Origin of the sequence: Pseudomonas orientalis, assembly GCF_002934065.1 — a bacterium.
In the GTDB taxonomy this organism is placed as follows: Bacteria; Pseudomonadota; Gammaproteobacteria; order Pseudomonadales; family Pseudomonadaceae; genus Aquipseudomonas; species Aquipseudomonas orientalis_A.
In genome coordinates this window covers 1,885,163-1,904,126 of the sequence record NZ_CP018049.1, presented here as the reverse complement: position 1 = coordinate 1,904,126, position 18,964 = coordinate 1,885,163, and the positions used below count along the sequence as shown (strand labels likewise).

The 18,964-nt window shown below is 62.4% G+C and carries 25 protein-coding genes; 6 read left to right on the top strand and 19 right to left on the bottom strand.

Features of this window, described 5'->3' with window-relative positions; all coding sequences use genetic code 11:
* The first annotated feature begins 126 nt into the window (after positions 1-126).
* On the top strand, positions 127-1,323 hold the full coding sequence (locus BOP93_RS08670) for an MFS transporter (protein WP_104502281.1): 1,197 nt from the start codon (positions 127-129) through the stop codon (positions 1,321-1,323).
* Here the strand turns inward: BOP93_RS08670 and BOP93_RS08665 are convergent.
* The 3 genes from BOP93_RS08665 to phnN all read right to left on the bottom strand — a co-directional run bounded on the left by BOP93_RS08665 (position 1,320) and on the right by phnN (position 2,619).
* Entirely contained in the window at positions 1,320-1,724 is a 405-nt protein-coding gene (locus BOP93_RS08665; RefSeq protein ID WP_065894766.1) for a type II toxin-antitoxin system HicB family antitoxin, read from the bottom strand. The two genes, BOP93_RS08670 and BOP93_RS08665, sit on opposite strands and share 4 nt — an antisense overlap.
* 11 nt (positions 1,725-1,735) lie before the next feature.
* Positions 1,736-1,924, bottom strand: coding sequence for a type II toxin-antitoxin system HicA family toxin (locus BOP93_RS08660; protein ID WP_065934378.1), 189 nt, complete (start codon positions 1,922-1,924; stop codon positions 1,736-1,738).
* 128 nt (positions 1,925-2,052) lie between these two features.
* A complete protein-coding gene (phnN, locus tag BOP93_RS08655) occupies positions 2,053-2,619 on the bottom strand; it encodes a phosphonate metabolism protein/1,5-bisphosphokinase (PRPP-forming) PhnN (protein WP_104502280.1) in 567 nt (188 codons plus the stop codon).
* Positions 2,620-3,241: 622 nt separating this feature from the next.
* On the opposite strand from phnN, the gene BOP93_RS08650 reads away from it, so the two are divergent.
* Positions 3,242-3,517 (top strand): DUF6124 family protein, encoded by a 276-nt coding sequence (locus BOP93_RS08650; protein ID WP_104502279.1) that lies wholly within the window; start codon positions 3,242-3,244, stop codon positions 3,515-3,517.
* A 78-nt stretch (positions 3,518-3,595) separates the two neighbouring features.
* On the opposite strand, the gene BOP93_RS08645 is transcribed toward BOP93_RS08650, so the two are convergent.
* The 10 genes from BOP93_RS08645 to ccmA form a co-directional block, all read right to left on the bottom strand.
* The gene (locus BOP93_RS08645; protein ID WP_065898045.1) at positions 3,596-3,991 is read right to left on the bottom strand and encodes a hypothetical protein; all 396 of its coding nucleotides are present in this window, start codon (positions 3,989-3,991) and stop codon (positions 3,596-3,598) included.
* A 15-nt stretch (positions 3,992-4,006) separates the two neighbouring features.
* Positions 4,007-5,191 (bottom strand): c-type cytochrome biogenesis protein CcmI, encoded by a 1,185-nt coding sequence (gene ccmI / locus BOP93_RS08640; protein ID WP_104502278.1) that lies wholly within the window; start codon positions 5,189-5,191, stop codon positions 4,007-4,009.
* Complete coding sequence (locus tag BOP93_RS08635; protein WP_104502277.1) at positions 5,184-5,657, bottom strand: cytochrome c-type biogenesis protein; 474 nt, start codon at positions 5,655-5,657, stop codon at positions 5,184-5,186. The genes ccmI and BOP93_RS08635 overlap by 8 nt, the downstream gene beginning before the upstream one ends.
* Positions 5,654-6,190 carry a DsbE family thiol:disulfide interchange protein gene (locus BOP93_RS08630; protein ID WP_104502276.1) on the bottom strand — a complete coding sequence of 179 codons (537 nt, stop codon included), beginning with the start codon at positions 6,188-6,190 and terminating at the stop codon, positions 5,654-5,656. The genes BOP93_RS08635 and BOP93_RS08630 overlap by 4 nt, the downstream gene beginning before the upstream one ends.
* Positions 6,187-8,172 carry a heme lyase CcmF/NrfE family subunit gene (locus BOP93_RS08625; RefSeq protein ID WP_104502275.1) on the bottom strand — a complete coding sequence of 662 codons (1,986 nt, stop codon included), beginning with the start codon at positions 8,170-8,172 and terminating at the stop codon, positions 6,187-6,189. The genes BOP93_RS08630 and BOP93_RS08625 overlap by 4 nt, the downstream gene beginning before the upstream one ends.
* 3 nt (positions 8,173-8,175) lie before the next feature.
* Complete coding sequence (gene ccmE, locus BOP93_RS08620) at positions 8,176-8,631, bottom strand: cytochrome c maturation protein CcmE (RefSeq protein ID WP_065894757.1); 456 nt, start codon at positions 8,629-8,631, stop codon at positions 8,176-8,178.
* Positions 8,628-8,804, bottom strand: coding sequence for a heme exporter protein CcmD (ccmD, locus tag BOP93_RS08615; RefSeq protein ID WP_104502274.1), 177 nt, complete (start codon positions 8,802-8,804; stop codon positions 8,628-8,630). Before ccmD ends, ccmE begins: the two co-directional genes overlap by 4 nt.
* Complete coding sequence (locus BOP93_RS08610) at positions 8,801-9,556, bottom strand: heme ABC transporter permease (protein WP_104502273.1); 756 nt, start codon at positions 9,554-9,556, stop codon at positions 8,801-8,803. The genes ccmD and BOP93_RS08610 overlap by 4 nt, the downstream gene beginning before the upstream one ends.
* An 84-nt stretch (positions 9,557-9,640) precedes the next feature.
* The gene (ccmB, locus tag BOP93_RS08605) at positions 9,641-10,309 is read right to left on the bottom strand and encodes a heme exporter protein CcmB (protein ID WP_065885198.1); all 669 of its coding nucleotides are present in this window, start codon (positions 10,307-10,309) and stop codon (positions 9,641-9,643) included.
* On the bottom strand, positions 10,306-10,941 hold the full coding sequence (gene ccmA, locus BOP93_RS08600) for a cytochrome c biogenesis heme-transporting ATPase CcmA (RefSeq protein WP_104502272.1): 636 nt from the start codon (positions 10,939-10,941) through the stop codon (positions 10,306-10,308). Before ccmA ends, ccmB begins: the two co-directional genes overlap by 4 nt.
* A gap of 200 nt (positions 10,942-11,141) precedes the next feature.
* Between ccmA and BOP93_RS08595 the strand changes: the two genes are divergently transcribed.
* Together BOP93_RS08595 and BOP93_RS08590 are read left to right on the top strand one after the other, a co-directional pair.
* Positions 11,142-12,719 carry a flagellar hook-length control protein FliK gene (locus tag BOP93_RS08595; protein ID WP_104505253.1) on the top strand — a complete coding sequence of 526 codons (1,578 nt, stop codon included), beginning with the start codon at positions 11,142-11,144 and terminating at the stop codon, positions 12,717-12,719.
* The gene (locus BOP93_RS08590; RefSeq protein ID WP_065885171.1) at positions 12,716-13,045 is read left to right on the top strand and encodes an EscU/YscU/HrcU family type III secretion system export apparatus switch protein; all 330 of its coding nucleotides are present in this window, start codon (positions 12,716-12,718) and stop codon (positions 13,043-13,045) included. Before BOP93_RS08595 ends, BOP93_RS08590 begins: the two co-directional genes overlap by 4 nt.
* 182 nt (positions 13,046-13,227) lie before the next feature.
* On the opposite strand, the gene BOP93_RS08585 is transcribed toward BOP93_RS08590, so the two are convergent.
* Positions 13,228-14,454 (bottom strand): molybdopterin molybdotransferase MoeA, encoded by a 1,227-nt coding sequence (locus BOP93_RS08585; RefSeq protein WP_104502271.1) that lies wholly within the window; start codon positions 14,452-14,454, stop codon positions 13,228-13,230.
* Positions 14,438-14,977 (bottom strand): molybdenum cofactor biosynthesis protein B, encoded by a 540-nt coding sequence (moaB, locus tag BOP93_RS08580; RefSeq protein WP_065949160.1) that lies wholly within the window; start codon positions 14,975-14,977, stop codon positions 14,438-14,440. The genes BOP93_RS08585 and moaB overlap by 17 nt, the downstream gene beginning before the upstream one ends.
* A gap of 76 nt (positions 14,978-15,053) precedes the next feature.
* On the opposite strand from moaB, the gene mobA reads away from it, so the two are divergent.
* Positions 15,054-15,656: a molybdenum cofactor guanylyltransferase MobA gene (gene mobA, locus BOP93_RS08575; protein ID WP_104505252.1), complete on the top strand. Its 603-nt coding sequence runs from the start codon at positions 15,054-15,056 to the stop codon at positions 15,654-15,656.
* Between the two features lie 80 nt (positions 15,657-15,736).
* On the top strand, positions 15,737-15,958 hold the full coding sequence (locus BOP93_RS08570) for a YgdI/YgdR family lipoprotein (protein ID WP_005786486.1): 222 nt from the start codon (positions 15,737-15,739) through the stop codon (positions 15,956-15,958).
* Between the two features lie 55 nt (positions 15,959-16,013).
* Here BOP93_RS08570 and BOP93_RS08565 read toward each other — a convergent pair whose 3' ends face one another.
* From BOP93_RS08565 to BOP93_RS08550, 4 genes are all read right to left on the bottom strand, one after another.
* Positions 16,014-16,904, bottom strand: coding sequence for a pseudouridine synthase (locus BOP93_RS08565; RefSeq protein ID WP_104502270.1), 891 nt, complete (start codon positions 16,902-16,904; stop codon positions 16,014-16,016).
* Positions 16,905-16,977: 73 nt separating this feature from the next.
* Entirely contained in the window at positions 16,978-17,313 is a 336-nt protein-coding gene (locus tag BOP93_RS08560; protein WP_104502269.1) for a transcriptional regulator, read from the bottom strand.
* A 74-nt stretch (positions 17,314-17,387) separates the two neighbouring features.
* Positions 17,388-17,624 (bottom strand): glutaredoxin family protein, encoded by a 237-nt coding sequence (locus BOP93_RS08555; RefSeq protein ID WP_104502268.1) that lies wholly within the window; start codon positions 17,622-17,624, stop codon positions 17,388-17,390.
* Between the two features lie 69 nt (positions 17,625-17,693).
* Positions 17,694-18,902 carry an ammonium transporter gene (locus BOP93_RS08550; RefSeq protein ID WP_104502267.1) on the bottom strand — a complete coding sequence of 403 codons (1,209 nt, stop codon included), beginning with the start codon at positions 18,900-18,902 and terminating at the stop codon, positions 17,694-17,696.
* Between the last annotated feature and the right edge of the window lie 62 nt (positions 18,903-18,964).

Here is an 18,964-nt window from a genome sequence, read left to right as displayed (position 1 = left end):
CCCACATTGGTTTGGCGTTGAATCATTATTTCGCGGCATGACAGTTATCACCACAAGCGGCCTACTCAGCGCCGGCCGATGTCTTTACTCTCTCATCCCATCGTCCTTCGCCTGCATGAGAACCCCATGAATGCTACCCCCCACGCTGCCGGCACCATGACCCGAGGCATGGTCATGCTGTTTGCGTTTTGCTGCGGCGCCATTGTCGCCAACATCTACTACGCGCAGCCGATTATCGAACTGATCGCGCCGGACATCGGCCTCACGCCGGCAATGGCCAGCCTGATCGTGTCGCTCACGCAGATCGGCTACGCCCTGGGCCTGTTCTTCCTGGTGCCGCTGGGGGACCTGCTGGAAAATCGCAGGCTGATGATCATCACCACGGTGGTGGCCATCGCCAGCTTGTTGGGCGCCGCGTTCACCGAGCAGCCCAACCTGTTTTTGCTGGTGTCACTGCTGATCGGCTTCAGTTCGGTGTCGGTGCAGATCCTGATCCCGTTGGCCGCACACCTGGCGCCTGCCGAATCCCGTGGCCGGGTGGTCGGCAGCATCATGGGCGGCCTGCTGCTGGGCATTCTGCTGGCGCGACCGGTGTCCAGCGTGGTGGCGGACCACTTCGGCTGGCGGGCGATGTTCATGGCGGCGGCGGCATTGATGGCGTTTATCAGTGTGGTGTTGATGCTGACCATTCCCAAGCGCCAACCGACGCACAGCGCCAGTTACGGCCAGTTGCTGGGTTCGCTGGGTACCTTGCTGCGTGAGCAGCCGGTGTTACGCCAGCGTGCGTTTTATCAAGGTTGCATGTTTGCCGCGTTCAGCCTGTTCTGGACCGCCGCGCCACTGGAACTGGTGCGCAACCACGGCCTCAGCCAGACCCAGATCGCGATCTTCGCCCTGGTCGGTGCCATCGGTGCCATCGCCGCGCCCATCGCCGGGCGGCTGGCCGATGCCGGTCACACCCACCGCGCCTCGTTGCTGGCGATGCTGCTGGGCGCGCTGAGTTTCCTGCCGGCTTTCGTGCACCCGCTGTACAGCGTGATCGGCCTGGCGGTAACGGGCGTCGTGCTGGACTTCTGCGTGCAGATGAACATGGTCCTCGGCCAGCGTGCCGTCTACGCCCTCGACGCCCATAGTCGCAGCCGCCTGAACGCGCTGTACATGACCAGCATCTTCATTGGCGGTGCCTTAGGCTCGGCGATTGCCAGCAGCGTGTACGAACACGGCGGTTGGCTGGGCGTGATGCTGGTGGGCAGTGCTTTCCCACTGGTGGCGTTGTTGCGGTTCCTCAGTGCGTCGCGGCAGGTAACGGTCGCCAACGCTTAAGAACGCACCAACTTCTCCAAAGCCGCATCCGCCAGAAATGACGAGCGGCTTTTGACGTTGTGTTCACGCACGTAACGGTCGATGCGTTGGATCACATAACCGGGCAAGGTCACATTGACCTTCTCGGTCTTGCCCAGATAGGGCGAGATATCCAGCTCCAACATGCCCCAGCCCATACCGGCGTAGTCTTCATGGGCGTGATGAGTGGCAACCGAGGTTGGCATTGGAATCACCCCGCCCTCTGCGGCAATCTCCTGCAGCATGAGGTGCGCCACTTCCACGGCCGCGTTGTAGGCCTCTTCGAAACTGTCCCCGGCGGTGACGGCGCCCGGAATATCGGGGATCTGGATACCGGTGGCGGTGAAGTCATCGCCCCATTCGATACAGATTGGGTATTGCATGCATGCTCTCCTTAAAACTGAAACAGCCCGGCGCGTTTCCTGATGCTTCTCACAGTGCCCAACGGCAGATCCTTCTTCGGATGGGGCACCGGTATCGTGTACGGGTTATAGCGGTGGGTGAAAAGGTGATGGCTGCCGGTAACCCGATCCAGCACCCAGCCCGCTTCCAGCAACTCCTTGATCAATAGCCTGCTTTGCACCGTCGCCTCCTTGGCTCGGACTGAATAAACGTAACCCTAGAGTTATATTTATTCAAGCACAGAATCGCCAAGCCTGACTGACGGTTGTTTTACCGGATATTGATGAGAGGTTCGGCGCCGCTTCAGGCTCAAGCCGAGTGCGCGTGGTCCAGGCAGCACAGCAAGCGCGCGACCGTATGTTCCAGCGGGCCGGAGTTATCCAGCACGAACAAACCCGCGCCATTGGCGGCGATCAGCGCCTCGGTGAACTGCGCGTTGCGCGCCAGACGTTCCTCGATGTCCGCCAGGGACTCACGACCGCGCGCGACCAGGCGCTGGCGCAGTACGGCCTGATCAACAGTCAGCAGCAGTACCAGCAGCGTCGGATAACGCTCACGGGTTTGCGCCAAGTGAGCACGGGAGCCGTTGACCAGCACGTCCTCCCCGGCCGCCAGCCACTCGTCAATCTCCTTGGGAATGCCGTAGGACAACCCATTGGCCTGCCAACTGAGGGCAAACGCGCCCTGCGCCTGCATCGCTGCAAACTGCGCCGGGCTCACGCCTTGCGCCGCCTCGCCCACCGCCTCCGCCGAGCGCGTAATCACACGGCGCACAATGCGGCAACCACGCTCGGCCAACCGGGGGCGTGCGGCATCCAGCAGGCTGTCCTTGCCCGAACCTGAGGGTCCGATGAGATAGATCAACCTGCCTGCCATCACACCACTCTCTTTGCTTGTTTTCGCATGGGTTGGCCCCTGGCCCGGTTTGCCTGGTACCGCAGAGTATATCCAGCGATTGCCCGGCAGCCAGGCCGGCGGTGGTCACCTTACCGGGAAAGGGTGAGCGGTGACAGCGGTGGATGGCTGCGCTGCTTACTCGTCACCACTCAGACGGCGCAACAGCTGAGCCAGCCAGGATCGTTCCCACGCTCTGCGTGGGAATGCCGCTCTGGACGCTCCGCGTCCTGCTTTTTGCGCACTGGTGACGCGGAGCGTCACGGGATGCATTCCCACGCGGAGCGTGGGAACGATCAAAACGGCGCAACGTTTGAGCCAGCCAGGAACTTTCCTACGATCTGCGTGGCTTGCAGTTGCTATAACGCACCGTTAGCCTCTCGCAGTCGCTGCTCATCAGCGATCAGGCTTGGTCGCCTGGGTTAGAATGGCGCACAGTGCCGCGCAAGCGGCATTCTTGTGCTCGCGTTATGGCGGGCTGTGCGCGGGAGGGCTCAGGGCCCTGCCGGGTTTCCATTCCCTGGTCGACCAACCTGCGTACAGCTCGCCACCCTTCTGCTTGGTCGCGGACGTGGTGAGCTCCAACTGAATGGAGACTGACCGCATGAAAAAAGTTACGCCAAATCCCCCATCATTCCAATCGGATGACCTTTCACAAACCTCACCCAACCTCATCTTCACCGTCCGACCCGGCCTCGGCACCGAAGCGGCGTTAAGCAATGCCAGCGAAATGCTGGAGTCGGCGACAGTCTGTGCGTACGACTGCGCCGAGCATCTGGATGGCTCAGGCCGCAATCAGGTGCTGGCGGTCGTGCAGATGATGGAAATTGCACAGTTGTTGGTGAATGAGGCGTTGAACCGGGAGTGTCCTGTAGCTTGATAACAAGATCGTTCCCACGCTCCGCGTGGGAACGATCAATCAGAGGCAAGAAAAAGGCGACCCGAAGGTCGCCTTTTGTCATTGCGCGTATTGCTTGCTCAGCCCTGGCGGCACGCCTTGCACGCTGGTCTCTTCCCACGGCCCGTTCGGGCTGATGGAGCGGCTCCAGCCGTTGCTCCAGCGGTAGTAGGTGCGCTGGCGGTAGAACGTGTCGGGCTGGTCGTCGAGGACGTACACCTGCATCTTGCCGTCCCAGTGGCTGGCGGCGCCTGGGGGTGGGGCGAAGGTCGGCGATTTGCTCGGCAGCGGTTTTGGCGGCGGGGTTACCGGGCCGGAGGGTTTGGTGTCGGGTTGGGTCGACGGGCCCGACGGTGGGATGGTCGGGCCGGTGGGGCCGGGAGGTGGCCGGTGAACCGCACAGGCGCTCAATCCCACTACGAGGCTGAGCAGGGTCATACGTGCAAATGCGTTCATGGGCGTTTCCTTAAATTACTTGTCCGGACTGTCGATGGTCAGCTGCTGCAGCGCAGTCATGCTGCTGGCCAAGGGTTGGCTGCGGCCGATCCACTCGCCAGCGGTTGGAACACCTGCCCGGGATATGCGCGCAACCAGTTGGACTTCAGGGAAGTTGGACAGTTTCAACTGCGGCATCATCGCGTCGGCATCGCTCAGTTCCACGGTGACGGGCAGTTCGGCAACGGTGACCCGTTTGGCCGCGAGCGGCGCAGGCGGGCCGCTGACGGCGCGGGCGAAGATAAACACGCTGTCACCCGGCAGGGCCTTGGCTTTCACGTCGGCGGACAGGTCCACGCGCACTTTCAGCACCGCCTTTTGCGCAACAGTGCCGCCGCTCTCCCGGAGCTTTTGCGCAGCGCGATCGATACCGCCCTGCAGCGCCACACGGGAATTGTCGTCGGGCGGCAGTTGCGCCAACAGACGATTCCAGTAGTCGATAGCCTCCTGATAGCGCTGGCCTTCAAAGGCGGCAATACCGAGCAGGCCGAGGCTGGTAACTTCCTTTGGATCGAGCTTCAGGGCTTCGTCGGTCAGCGCCTGAACCTTGGGCGACCACTGTTTGTTGTCAGCAAAATACTGCGCCTGGGCCCACTGCCCGAGCAACTCGGGCTGGCGACCGGCCAAGGCAACGCTGCGTTCAAACACCTTGGCGGCATCGGCGGAGCGATCCTGGGCCATATAGGCGCGCCCTAGAAAGTACAGGCCTTCAGCTGAATCCGGCTGGGCCACTGCGGCACGTTCCAGGCGCTGCGTCATGTCGGCCATCGACACCGGCGGCTGGGAAAACTCGCGGGTCAGCTCGACCTTGTCGCTCGCCCCGTAATGCAGGTTCAGCGCAACGCCCAGCACCGGCACGAGAAACGCCGCCAACAATGGCAGCGGCTTGCCCAGGCGTGATTCACGAGGCTTGTCCACACCTTCGGTATCGGCCAGCAGCTCACGCGCCGCTTCGGCGCGGCCGGTATCGAGTTGCGCCGCATCCAGGACGCCGTCGTCGCGCTGCACTTGCAGTTCGGCGACGCGCTCTTGGTACAGCGCCACGTTCAGCGCGGTGCGATCCTCTTCGCGCTGGGCACGACGGCCGCGCAGCACAGGGATCAACAGGAAACTCAGGGCAATCAACAGCAGCAGGCCGGCTGCGAGCCAGAAATCAATCATCGGTCTTGGTGTCCAGCAATTGGTCGAGACGTTTACGCTCTTCGGGGGACAGCGCGTCGCTGCCATCGGCAGGTGCGGCGCGACGACGGCGCACGATAACGGCCATCACCACCACGCCAGTCAGCAGCAGCCCGGCGGGACCGAACCAGAGCAGCGCGGTCTTGCCGGTAAGCGCCGGTTTATAGCGCACAAAATCACCGTAGCGGTCGACCATGAAGTCGATGATCTGCTGGTTGTCCTTGCCCTCCCCCAGCATGCGGAAGATTTCCTTGCGCAGGTCGGCGGCGATGGGCGCGTTGGAGTCGGCGATGTCCTGGTTCTGGCATTTGGGGCAGCGCAGTTCCTTGGTCAGCTCGCGGAAACGCTCGCGATCACCGTCATTGGCAAATTCGTAGGTGTCGATGGCGGCGTGGGCCACACCGGCCAGGCCCAGCGCCAGTAAAGCTGCGACTAACAGACGCTTCATGGTTTGGCCTCGTCGACCAGGGCCTGGTACTTGGCGGCGAGTTGCTCGCGCCACACCACTTCGTCGATCACGCCGACGTACTTGTCGCGGATCACGCCTCTAGCGTCGATAAAGAAGGTTTCCGGAGCGCCATAGACGCCGAGGTTCAGGCCGAGGTTGCCGTCTTCATCACGAATATCCAGCTGGTACGGGTTGTGAAATTCGGCCAGCCATTTCAAGGCTGCTGCATTGTCGTCCTTGTAGTTGATGCCATAGATCACCACGCCCTTCTCGGCGAGTTTGTTCAACACCGGGTGTTCGACGCGGCAGGAGATGCACCAGGTACCCCACACGTTGACCAGCGCCGGCTCGCCCAGCAGGTCGGCGCGGGTCAGTTGCTTGTCGCCCTGCACCGTGGGCAGCGAGAATTCCGGGAATGGCTTGCCGATCATGGCCGACGGCAACTCGGCCGGGTCCAGGTACAAGCCGCGATAGAGGAACACTGCCACCACCAGGAACGCTGCCAGCGGCAGCACCATCAACCCACGCTTCATACCGCCGCTCCCATGCCGAGGGCTTCACGCACCCGGCTCTTGACCTTGACCCGATACCGCCGGTCCAGCGCTGCGAGCAAGCCACCCAACCCGGTCAGCAAGCCACCGAACCAGATCCAGCGCACGAACGGTTTGACATGCACGCGCACTGCCCAGGCGCCATCGCCCAGGGGTTCACCCAACGCCACGTAAAGGTCACGGGTGAAACCCGCATCGATGCCCGCCTCGGTCATCATCGAACTCTGCACGGTGTACAGGCGTTTTTCCGGGTGTAGCACGGCGATTTCCTTACCGTTGCGCACCACGCGTACGGTGCCTTTGTCTGACGTGAAATTCGGTCCTTCAAAGTGCCTGGCGCCTTCGAAGATGAACTGGTAACCGCCCAGGTCCATGGACTCGCCGGGCGCCAGGCGCAGGTCGCGCTCGGCGCTGTTCTGGCTCGACAGCACCACGCCCAGGGCGCAGACGGCGATGCCGATATGGGCGATCTGCATGCCCCAGTAGCTGCGGGTCAGGGTCGGCAGGCCTTTGATCAGGCCCTTGTGGCGGGTCTTGTCGGCGATATCGCGCACGCCGGCCAGCAACACCCAGGCCGCGAGCAGGAAGGTGGCGAGCACCGCCCAGTTGAAGTCGCCGTAGGCAACCCCGGCGATCACAGCCAGGGCCACACTGCCCAGCAGCACCGGCATCAGCATGCCGGCCAGCCATTTCACCGGGGTGTCTTTCCAGCGCACCAGCACACCGACCGCCATCACCACCATCAACAGGCCCATCAACGGAATGAACAAGGCGTTGAAGTACGGCGGGCCGACGGACAGCTTGGCGCCGCTCAAGGCATCCAGCACCAGGGGGTAGAGGGTGCCGAGCAGAATCATCGACGCCGCCACCACCAGCACCAGGTTGTTACCCAGCAACAAGGTTTCCCGCGACCACAGGTTAAAGCCGACCTGGCTCTTGACCACTGGCGCGCGCAGGGCGAACAGGGTCAGCGAACCGCCGACGACAAACAGCAGGAAGATCAGGATGAATACGCCGCGCGCAGGGTCGGAAGCAAACGCATGCACCGACGTCAGTACGCCCGAACGCACGAGGAACGTGCCGAGCAGGCTGAGGGAAAATGCCGCGATGGCCAGCAACACGGTCCAGCTCTTGAACACGCCGCGTTTTTCGGTGACGGCCAGCGAATGAATCAGCGCGGTGCCGACCAGCCAGGGCATGAAGGAGGCGTTCTCCACCGGGTCCCAGAACCACCAGCCGCCCCAGCCGAGTTCGTAATACGCCCACCACGAGCCGAGGGTGATGCCGATGCCGAGGAAGGCCCAGGCGACGATGGTCCATGGCCGCGACCAGCGCGCCCAGGCTGCATCAAGACGCCCGCCGAGCAAGGCGGCGATGGCGAAGGCAAAGGCCACGGAAAAGCCGACATAGCCCATGTAGAGCATCGGCGGGTGCACGATCAGGCCGATGTCTTGCAGCAGCGGGTTGAGGTCATGCCCGTCCATGGGGATCTGCGGCAGGATGCGGCTGAACGGGTTGGACGTCATGATCAGGAACAGCAAAAAACCAATGCTGATCATACCCATCACCGCGAGCACCCGCGCCAGCATGACCTGCGGCAATTGGCGGGAGAACACCGACACGGCGAAGGTCCAGCCACCGAGGATCAGCGCCCACAGCAGCAGCGAACCTTCGTGGGCGCCCCACACGGCGCTGAACTTGTAGTACCAGGGCAGTGCACTGTTGGAGTTATTGGCGACATAGGCGACGGAAAAGTCGTCGGTCATGAATGCGTAGGTCAGGCAACCGAAGGCGAACAGCAGGAACGCGAACTGCCCCCAGGCGGCCGGCTGCGCCAGGCTCATCCACAGGCGGTCACCGCGCCAGGCACCGAGCAACGGCACCACGGCCTGGACGATGGCAAAGCACAGGGCGAGGATCATCGCCAACTGGCCGAGTTCGGGAATAAACAAAGCGGCGTTCATGACTCAGCCCTCCTTGGCAGGGGTTGGGGCGGATTGGCCGCTGTCCTTGAGGGCTTTGGTCACCTCCGGCGGCATGTATTTTTCATCGTGCTTGGCCAGCACTTCATCGGCCACCACCACGCCACTGGCGTTGAGCTTGCCCAGGGCGACGATGCCCTGGCCTTCGCGGAACAGGTCCGGGAGGATGCCACGGTAGGTGATGGTCACGGATTTGCTGAAGTCGGTGACCACGAAGCTCACATCCAGGGAGTCTGCGGAACGCTTCAAGGAGCCCTTTTCGACCATGCCGCCAGCGCGGATGCGCGTATCGACCGGCGCTTCGCCATTGGCGATCTGGGTCGGGGTGTAGAACAGGTTGATGTTCTGCTGCAAGGCACTCAAGGCCAGACCCACGGCAATGCCGACGCCGGCCATGATGGCGAGAATGATCAACAGACGCTTTCTACGCAGCGGATTCACTGTTCGGTCTCCCGGCGCAGACGACGCGCCTCTTGTTGCAGGTAACGCTTGCGCGCCAGCAGCGGCGCGGCGACGTTGAGGGCCAGCACCGCCAGGCAGATGCCATAGGCCGTCCAGACATACAGGCCGTGATGGCCCATGGCGAGAAACTCACTGAAAGAAGCAAAACTCATCCTCGCGCTCCCAGGCAGGCTTGAACTTCGGCCTTGACCCAGCTGGTGCGAGCCTCACGCTTGAGCACTTCAAGGCGCATGCGCATCAGCAGCACGGCGCCGAAGAAGGAGTAGAAGCCCAGCACCATCAGCAGCAGCGGTGCCCACATTTCCACCGGCATTGCCGGTTTTTCGGTGAGGGTGAAGGTGGCGCCCTGGTGCAGGGTGTTCCACCACTCGACCGAGTATTTGATGATCGGGATGTTGATCACGCCGACAATCGCCAGCACCGCGCAGGCCTTGGCGGCGCTGTCGCGGTTGCTGATCGCATTGCCCAGGGCGATCAGGCCGAAGTACAGGAACAGCAGGATCAACATCGACGTGAGCCGCGCATCCCACACCCACCACGAACCCCAGGTGGGTTTGCCCCAGATCGCGCCGGTGACCAGCGCCACGGCGGTCATCCACGCCCCGATGGGCGCGGCGCATTGCAGGGCGACGTCGGCAAGCTTCATCTTCCACACCAGGCCGACGATGCCGCATACCGCCAGCATCACGTAGCAGGACTGCGCCAGCATGGCGGCGGGCACATGGATATAGATGATGCGAAAGCTGTTGCCCTGCTGATAGTCCGGTGGCGCAAAGGCCAGGCCCCAGACCAGGCCGATGCCGATCAGCAGCACCGCGGCGACGCTCAACCACGGCAGCAGTTTGCCGCTGATGCCATAGAACCATTTGGGCGAGCCGAGCTTGTGAAACCAGGTCCAGTTCATTGCTGTTTCTCACGGTTGCTTCTTGTCATGGCAAGAAGCGTAGGGTCTTTACTGGCCAAGCGTGTAACGCCTGGCCAGACCTCATTATTCGCCGACGCTGATCTTCAGGCCGGCCGCTATGGCAAAGGGTGTCAGGGTTACCGCCAGGGCGGCCAGGCTGCCAAGCCACAGGAGGTAACCGGTCACCGGCATCCCCATCAGCGCGGCCTGTAACGCACCGCTGCCGAGGATCAGAACCGGGATGTACAAAGGCAGAATCAGCAGGGCCAGTAACAGGCCGCCGCGCTTCAAACCGACGGTCAACGCTGCGCCCACCGCCCCCAACAGGCTGAGCACCGGCGTACCGAGCAACAAGGACAGGAGCAGCACCGGCAAGCATTCGACGGGCAAGCCCAGCATCAGCGCCAGCAGCGGCGAAAGCAAGACCAGCGCGAGGCCGGAAAAAGCCCAGTGTGCCAGCACCTTGGCCAGTACCAGAAGTGGCAACGGGTGCGACGAAAGGACCCACTGTTCCAGGGAGCCGTCCTCGAAATCACTGCGAAACAGCCCGTCCAGCGAGAGCAGCACGGATAAAAGCGCCGCGACCCACACCAGTCCCGGGGACAAGGTTTGCAACAGTTTAGTCTCGGGACCGACCGCCAACGGGAACAAGGCGATCACGATGGCAAAGAACACCAGCGGGTTGGCCAGTTCGGCCGGGCGACGACACAACAGGCGTGCTTCGCGGGCAACCAACAGGGCGAATACGCTCATGCCGACCACCGCCCCAGATCCAGCTCACGGTAACCGGCGGGCAGGCGCGTCAGGCTGTGGTGGGTGGTGAGCAGCACCGTACCGCCCTGCTCACAGTGCCTCGCCAGGTGCTCCTCGAGCTGGGCGACACCGTATTTATCGAGCGCGGTAAAGGGTTCGTCGAGGATCCACAGCGGCGGGCCCGGCAAGTACAAACGCGCCAGGGCCACGCGGCGCTGCTGGCCGGCGGACAGGGTGTGGCAGGGCACGTCTTCGAACCCCTTGAGACCCACGGCGGCCAGGGCCTGCCAGATGGCGTCGCGGCTGGCGCGCTGATGCAGGGCGCTGAGCCAACTGAGGTTTTCTTCGGCAGTGAGCACGTCCTTGATACCGGCGGCGTGGCCGATCCATATAAGGTTGCGTGCCAGTGTTGTGCGTTGCTCGGCGAGGGGCTTGCCGTTGAGGCGCACCACCCCGGCCGTCGGCTGCATCAGCCCGGCCAGCAAGCGCAACAGGCTGGTCTTGCCGCTGCCGTTGGGTCCGCTGACCTGCACCATGTCGCCACCTGCCAGGCGCAGGTCGAGGTGCTCGAACAGCAGGCGCAGGTCGCGTTCACAGGAGAGCGCTTCGGCTTCAAGAAGAGGGCTGGTCAAAAGATCGCGGGCCTTTACGGTTCAAGTCGGCGGTGCAGCGGCCGTTATAAAGAAATGCACAATAACGGCTTTGGCGACCGATTTTAGAGAGCTGGATCAAATAGTTGTGAGGTTTTTACCGCTCTCTTTGCAGACGGGCGGCATTATACATGCGATGCCCTACGCTAAAGAGGGCAATTTCCCCAGAGACGATGCGCACGATGACCGGTGAGATCAACCTTCCTACGCTTCCTCCCACCCCGCCAGCCGGGCAAAGCCCTGCGCCTGCGCCCGGGGCACTGCTCAAACTGCTGGAGCCGCAGGTCGGGCTGATCGACCCTGGGAAAACCGCGAATGCCGAAGTCATTGCCCTTAAACAAGGCGGTGAAGCCTTTCAGTTGCTGCTCAAGCTGACCCTGGACGGCGGCCGCCAGACGCTGGTGCAGGCCAGCAGCGCCCAGCCCCTGCCCGTGGGCAGCAATGTGGCGGTGAGCCAGACGCCAGCAGGCAACCTGACCCTCAGCCTGCAACAGGCCTTGAGTGCCAACATCGCCGCCCTCACCCGCATCGATACGGCCAAGGTCCCAGAAGGTACGCTGTTGCAAGCCAAGGTACTGACCACCCAGATGCTGCCCCAGGGCACGGCGCAACCGGCGATCTATCGTTCGTTGGTGACGGTGCTGAATAACGCCTTGGCCGGCGCGACACTGACGGTGGAAAGCCCACAACCGCTGCGCGTGGGCAGTTTGCTCAGCGCAGTGGTGCAGAACGCGCAGACCCTGAATTTCGTGCCGCTGAGCGGGCTCAAGGACCAATTGGCGGTCACCCAGCAACTGTCGACCCAGCAAAGTCGCCAGGGCTCCCTGGATGCGGTCTTCACCGCCCTGCAAAACCTGCCCCGTGGCGACAGCACGTCCGCCGACCTGCGCGCCGCCGCCGACCGTCTGCTCGCTGCATTGCCCGACCTGGCACAGGTCAGTAACCCCAAAGTCCTGGCTCAAGTGATCCAGAACAGCGGCGCCTTTCTGGAAGCCAGATTACTCGCGGGGCAGAATCCCCAGATACCGCCACTGGACATGAAGGGCGCACTGCTGCGCCTTGTCGCGGACTTACTGCCCGCCCTGCCCGCCAGTACCAACCTGAACGCCATTCTTGCGGCCAACACGCTGGCCCATGTATTGCCCAACTTTGTGCGCAGCCCACTGAACACGCTGGGCCAGGTCAGCGCGCGGCAGGCCCCGGTCAGCTTTCCACTGCCCGAGCGGCTGATGGCCAAGCTTGAAGGCGAAGGCGACCTGGAAAACCTGCTGCGCCTGGCCGCCGGGGCGATCGCCCGATTGCAGAGCCATCAGCTGTCGAGCCTGGAACAGACCGGCACCACCGCTGATGGCCGCCTGCAAACCACCTGGCAACTGGAAGTCCCGATGCGCAGCCTGCAGGACATCGTACCGCTGCAGATGAAGTTCCAGCGCGAGGAGCCGACGCCCGACAAGGAGCCATCCGACCGCAAAGACCGCAAAGACCCCAAACACATGCTCTGGCGCGTCGAACTGGCGTTCGATATGGAACCGCTGGGGCCGTTGCAGGTGCAGGCGCAATTGACCCAGGGCAAACTCTCCAGCCAGTTGTGGGCGACCCGCGCCTTCACCGCCAGCCTGATCGAAAATCACCTGGGCAGCCTGCGCGAGCGCCTGGTGGCATCCGGGCTTGACGTCGGCGACCTGGATTGCCACCTCGGCAGCCCGCCGCGCGGGCCAAAAACCGGACTGGAACAACGCTGGGTGGATGAAACCGCATGAAGAACGCTGCCCCTCCCCGCCAGGCGATTGCCCTCAAGTACGATGGCCAACAAGCGCCCACCCTGACCGCCAAGGGCGACGAGGCCCTGGCTGAAGCGATCCTCAAGCTGGCGCGGGAAAACGAAGTGCCCATTTATGAAAATGCCGAGTTGGTGAAGCTGCTGGCGCGCATGGAGCTGGGCGACAGTATTCCAGAGGAGTTGTACCGCACAGTGGCGGAGATCATTGCGTTCGCGTGGACGCTGAAGGGCAAGTTCCCGGTGGGGTACGACCCGGATGCGGGGCCGGTGGAGCGCGATGTCACCGAGCGTGGGGATGATTACTGAGAATCCACAAGCGACCGGCCAGTCAAGCGTACATCGCCGTCTGTAGGAGCGAGCTTGCTCGCGAAAAACCTCAACGATAACGCGTGCTTTCTGAATGAACGCAGCGCCTGTGAGTTTTTCGCGAGCAAGCTCGCTCCTACAAAAAGCCTTAAGGCAAGCCCCCTCCCACATTCAGATCCACGTCAGTTCAGGACTTCGTTCAGGGGAATGAAATTGACTCGGTCGCCGACGGCTAATGTGGTCCCTTCCATCACCTCCACAAATCCTTCAGCCCACGCTGCGCTGCGCAGCACACCGGAGCTCTGGTTGTGGTAGATGATCGCCTTGCCCTGCTCGATGCGCCCGCGCAGGTACTCGCGACGGTTGCCGGGCTTGGCCCAGACGAACCCGGCCGGCACTTCGAAACGCAGGGGCTGCACGTCCTCCACACCCTGACGACGCAGCAGGTAAGGCCGTGCCAACAGGGCAAAGGTCACCAGGGTCGACGCGGGATTGCCTGGCAGGCCGATCACCGGCACGCCACGAAAATGCCCGAAGGTCAGCGGCTTGCCCGGCTTGATCGCCAGTTTCCACAGCGCCAGCTCGCCCTCTTCACGCAAGGCAATGCCCAGAAAATCCGCCTCGCCCACCGACACACCGCCCGTGGACAGGATCAAGTCGACGTTGCCCAACCCGGCCAACCGTGTGCGGGTCTGTTCCAGGTCGTCCGGCAGAATGCCAGCATCGATCACTTCGCAGCCCATGCGCGTCAGCCAACTGCACAGCACGCGGCGGTTGCTGTTGTAGATCTGACCCGGCCCCAGGGGCAATCCAGGCTCGATCAACTCATCGCCGGTCGACAGCACCGCCACCCGCACTCGGCGCACCACCTCCAGGCGATCACGCCCAAGCGAAGCAGCCAGCCCCAACTCGATCGGGCCCAGGCGCGTACCGGCCGGCAGCACCAACTCGCCGACCGTGGTTTCCTGGCCTTGCGGGCGGATGTTCTGACCCGCTTGCAACGGCTCGCTGAAACTCACGCGCTCATCGCTGTGAATGATCGCGTTTTCCTGCATTTCCACGCAGTCCGCACCCTGAGGCACCGGAGCCCCCGTAAAGATGCGCGCACAGGTGCCGTGCGCCAACGGCTCAGGCGCATTGCCGGCGAAAATACGTTGGCTGACCGGCAATGGCTCGCCGGCCCAGTCCGCGACGCGCAGGGCGTAGCCATCCATGGCACTGTTGGGCCAGGGTGGCAGGTCGAGGGTGGAGACCAGGTCCTGTGCCAATACGCGGCCATCGCACTCGGCCAGGCGCACTGTTTCGCGCTCGAGGATCGGTGTGGCGTCGGCCATGTCCAGCAAACGCTGCAAGGCCGCTTCCACCGGCATCAAGGCGCCGGTTTTACCGGGCTTATCCACGGGTTTCACAGGGCTCGGCCTGCTTCAGGTGGGGTACGAAATTGCATGGCCGGTGACGGTTGTCCAGTTGTTCGGCCAGGATGCCGTCCCAACCGGTGCGCACGGCATTGGTGGAGCCCGGCAGGCAGCACACCAGGGTGCCATTGGCCAGGCCGGCAAGGGCGCGCGATTGCACGGTGGAGGTGCCGATATCGGCCACCGATATCTGGCGGAACAATTCGCCAAACCCATCGACCTGTTTATCCAACAGGCAGCTCACTGCTTCGGGTGTGCTGTCACGACCGGTAAAGCCGGTGCCGCCGGTGATCAGCACGACCTGCACTACGTCTTCGGCGATCCAGTGGGCGACCTGGGCGCGGATCTTGTACAGATCGTCCTTGAGCAGCACGCGCTCGGCCAGGGTATGGCCGGCGGCGGTCAGGCGGTCGACGAAGACCTGGCCCGAGGTGTCGGTGTCCAGGGTGCGGGTGTCGCTGACGGTCAATACAGCGATATTCAGAGGTACGAAAGGCGCATCAGCCTTGGCTTTCATGGCACGGTCCGGTTGTCGAAGGAACAGCCCGATGTTATATCACAAGCCTCTGTTTACCTGCCGCAGCGGAACCCTCATGCCTCTTGAATCCTTACCCCTGCCCTGCTCGATTCTGTTGCTGGCCGGCGGTCGTGGCCAGCGCATGGGCGGCCAGGACAAAGGCCTGCTGCAGTGGCACGGCCAACCCTTGATTGCGCACCTGCAACGCCTGGCACGGCCGCTCACGGACGACCTGATCATCTCGTGCAACCGCAATCATGAGCGGTATGCAGCCTACGCCGATCAGCTGGTGAGCGACGACAGCGCGGACTTTCCCGGACCACTTGCAGGTATCCGTGCGGGACTCTTCGCCGCACGCCATAGGCATCTGCTGGTCCTGCCCTGTGATGTGCCGCACATCGATGCCCGATTGTTGGCAAATTTACGTGCGACAACCCACCGCAACCCGCAGGTTCCGGTGATGATGCGCCATGGCGAGTTCTGGGAACCCTTGCTCTGCATCATCCCTGTGGCCCTGAAGGATCAGGTGGAGCAGGCCTGGAAAGCCGGCGAACGCAGCCCGCGTAAAATCCTGCTGCAGCTGGGCGCCGTGGGCCTGGAATGCGCGGCCGGTGACCCGCGCCTGGCCAACCTCAATACACCGGACCTGTTGCACACAAGGCCTGGCGTGTCAGAATGAGCCTTGCATCAGGAACTTTGCCGACGTTGCACACGTCACAAGGTCAGTATTTTATAAAGTATTCTCTCGGAGACAAACCCATGACTCAACGGACCATCGCCGCTCTCATGCTTGCACTGGGCCTCGCCACCCTCGCCGGTTGCGCCTCGCCAACAGTGATCACCCTGAATGACGGTCGCGAAATCCAGGCCGTCGACACCCCGAAATTTGACGAAGATTCGGGCTTCTACGAGTTCCAGCAACTTGACGGCAAGCGCACTCGCATCAACAAGGATCAGGTTCGCACCGTTAAAGACCTGTAAGCCTTACCGCTTACCCACAAGGCCCGCCTCGAGCGGGCCTTGTCGTTTCTGGCGCTTACCAGTCCAAGGTGATTTCACTGTAAAAGCTGCGTTCATGGCCGCTGACCGGGTCGATAAAACGCACGCCCTGGGCCAGCAACTTGAGCGGGTTGGCGTAATCGTCCTTGGCGTCCTTGATCACATCGGGATAGAACGGGTCGTTGCAGATACTCGCCCCGAGCGCATTCATGTGCACACGGAGCTGGTGCTTCTTGCCGGTGACCGGGAACAGGCCGTAGCGCCATAGATCGCCGTGTTTCTCGCGCACCTCTACCGCCGTTTCGGTATTGCTGGCACCGGGGCCTTCCTGCATGCGGAAGAAAGGCTCGCCGTCCACCAGCCGGCTCTTGTGCACCAGGGGGAACGTCAGGTCAGGCAAGGCAGGGGCGATGGCTTCGTAGAATTTATCGATACGCCGCGTGGGAAACAGTTGCTGATAGGCCGCGCGGCTGGCGGGATTGGCTGAGAACAGCACCAGCCCTGCGGTATGCCGGTCGATGCGATGCAGGGGCACCAGGGCGGGGTTGCCCAGGCGCCGGATCAAACGGCGCAACAGCGTTTGTTCGACGTACTCGCCGGCGGGAGTCACCGGCAGAAAATGCGGTTTGTCGGCCACCACCAGGTGTTCATCGGCGTACAGGATGGTTTCTTGTACCGGTATCACCTTCTCGTTGGGCACTTCACGAAAGTAATAAATGCACAGGCCTTCCTTGTAAGCCAGGTCCAGCCTGATGGGATGGCCATTACTATCCAGCACCCGGCCACGGGCAATGCGGTCCAGCCATTGTTCACGGGCGATCGCCGGGAAATGCTCGCACAGGCAATCGAGGACCGTCGCCCACGAGCCAGGCGGCAGGTACAAGGTGCTGGCTTGGTGCTGTGAAGGGGAAAAACCGGAAGTGGACATGCAGATGTTCGAGGCCTGAAATAAACAGGCAGGCATTATCGCGCATGACGCGCGATTGAGCCTAGGGCAGATCTCAGGCCTTGGCCGAGTGCACGCGCAAAACCGGCGAAGCACTCGCCGCCTCGGTAAACTCCTTGAGCCAGCGCAGTACGTCCACGGCCTCCCAACGGCCCGGGTCATAGAGTGCGTAGAGCAGACCCTGATAACCCACCACATCCAGCTGCTTGTGATAACCGGCACGCTGAAACAGCGCTTCGATTTCCGCAAAACAGGTGTTGAAATGCACTTTGTTGAAGGGCGTCTTGCCTTCCGTGACCAGGCCATCGAGGCGCAGCTCGTTCACCGCATCGCGCACGATGTCGGCGGACATGCGATTGACGCTGCTTTTCAGTTGTTCAACATTCACCACGGGCGTTCCCTCTATTCAATCGCTGTACAAACATACAGTAACGTAATATTCGGAAACTCGCCATCGCATAAACGTCAGCGCAGGAAAGCAACCACCTGCCCGGTGTCGAACGGCCAGTCCAGCTCAGCCCCCGTGTCCACCCGCCTGAGCACCGGAATCCGCAGGCCGTAGACCTCGGTCAGGTCGTCGGGATCGGTGATATCCACCAGCTCCACGAGCAACCCGTGCTCGACGAGCGGCATGATTTCGGCTTCGGCAATTTCACACAGATGGCAACCCAGGGTGCCGAACAGCTGGCATTCAGCAAGCATGGCAAATGCACTCCGATGGAAAACACCTCACCATTCTAAGCCCAACATTGTTCGGTAGGCGCGCACTGATCAATCCTGACTGACCGCGCCGATCTTGTGGATCGACAGGTCCGCACCGTAATACTCCTCTTCCTGGCTCAGGCGCAGCCCGCAAACGCGCTTGATCACGCCATACACCAGCAGGCCGCCGACCAGCGCGATAGCAACGCCAAGGGTGGTACCGATCAACTGGCTGGTCAGGCTCACCCCGCCCAGCCCACCCAGGGCCGCCTGCCCGAAGATGCCGCAGGCAATACCGCCCCATACGCCACACAGGCCATGCAGCGGCCATACACCGAGTACGTCATCAATTTTCCAACGATCCTGGGCGGCCATGAAGCACCACACGAACAAGCCCCCCGCAACCACGCCGGTTACCAGCGCGCCCACCGGATGCATCAGGTCGGAACCGGCACAGATCGCCACCAGCCCGGCCAGCGGGCCGTTGTGCAGAAAGCCGGGGTCATTGCGACCGATCACCAACGCAGCGACGGTGCCGCCGACCATCGCCATCAACGAGTTGACTGCCACCAGGCCGCTGACGCCATTGAGAGTCTGTGCGCTCATCACGTTAAAGCCGAACCAGCCCACGATCAGAATCCATGAGCCCAGCGCCAGGAACGGAATGCTCGAGGGAGCAAACGCCACCAGGCGCCCTTCGCGGTAGCGCCCGTTGCGCGACCCAAGCAGCAACACCGCCGCCAGCGCCAGCCAACCGCCCATGGCATGCACCACCACCGATCCGGCGAAGTCATGGAAGCTGGCGCCAAAGGTCGCGAGCAGCCAGGCTTGCAGACCGAAATTGCCGTTCCACACCATGCCTTCGAAGAACGGGTAGATGAACGCCACGATCAAGGCCGTTGCACATAGCTGGGGCGCGAATTTCGCACGCTCGGCAATCCCTCCGGAAATGATCGCCGGGATCGCTGCCGCAAAGGTCAGCAGGAAGAAAAATTTCACCAGGCCATAGCCATGGTCCGCATTGATCACCGCCGCCGGCTGCATGAAGCTGACGCCGTAGGAGATCCAATAGCCTATAAAGAAGTAAGCCAGGGTGGAGATCGCGAAGTCACTGAGGATTTTCGACAAAGCGTTGACCTGGTTCTTCTGGCGTACCGTGCCGACCTCCAGAAAGGCAAACCCGGCGTGCATGGCCAGGACCATGACCGCGCCAATCAGGATGAACAGGGTGTTTGAGCTATGGACAAGCGTGTCCACCGCACTTTGCAAATTTTCCATGGAAGTTGGCAGGCCTGCAGTAAGGCAAAAAGCACCAAAGCGGTTCAAGCCAGGGTTGCTCG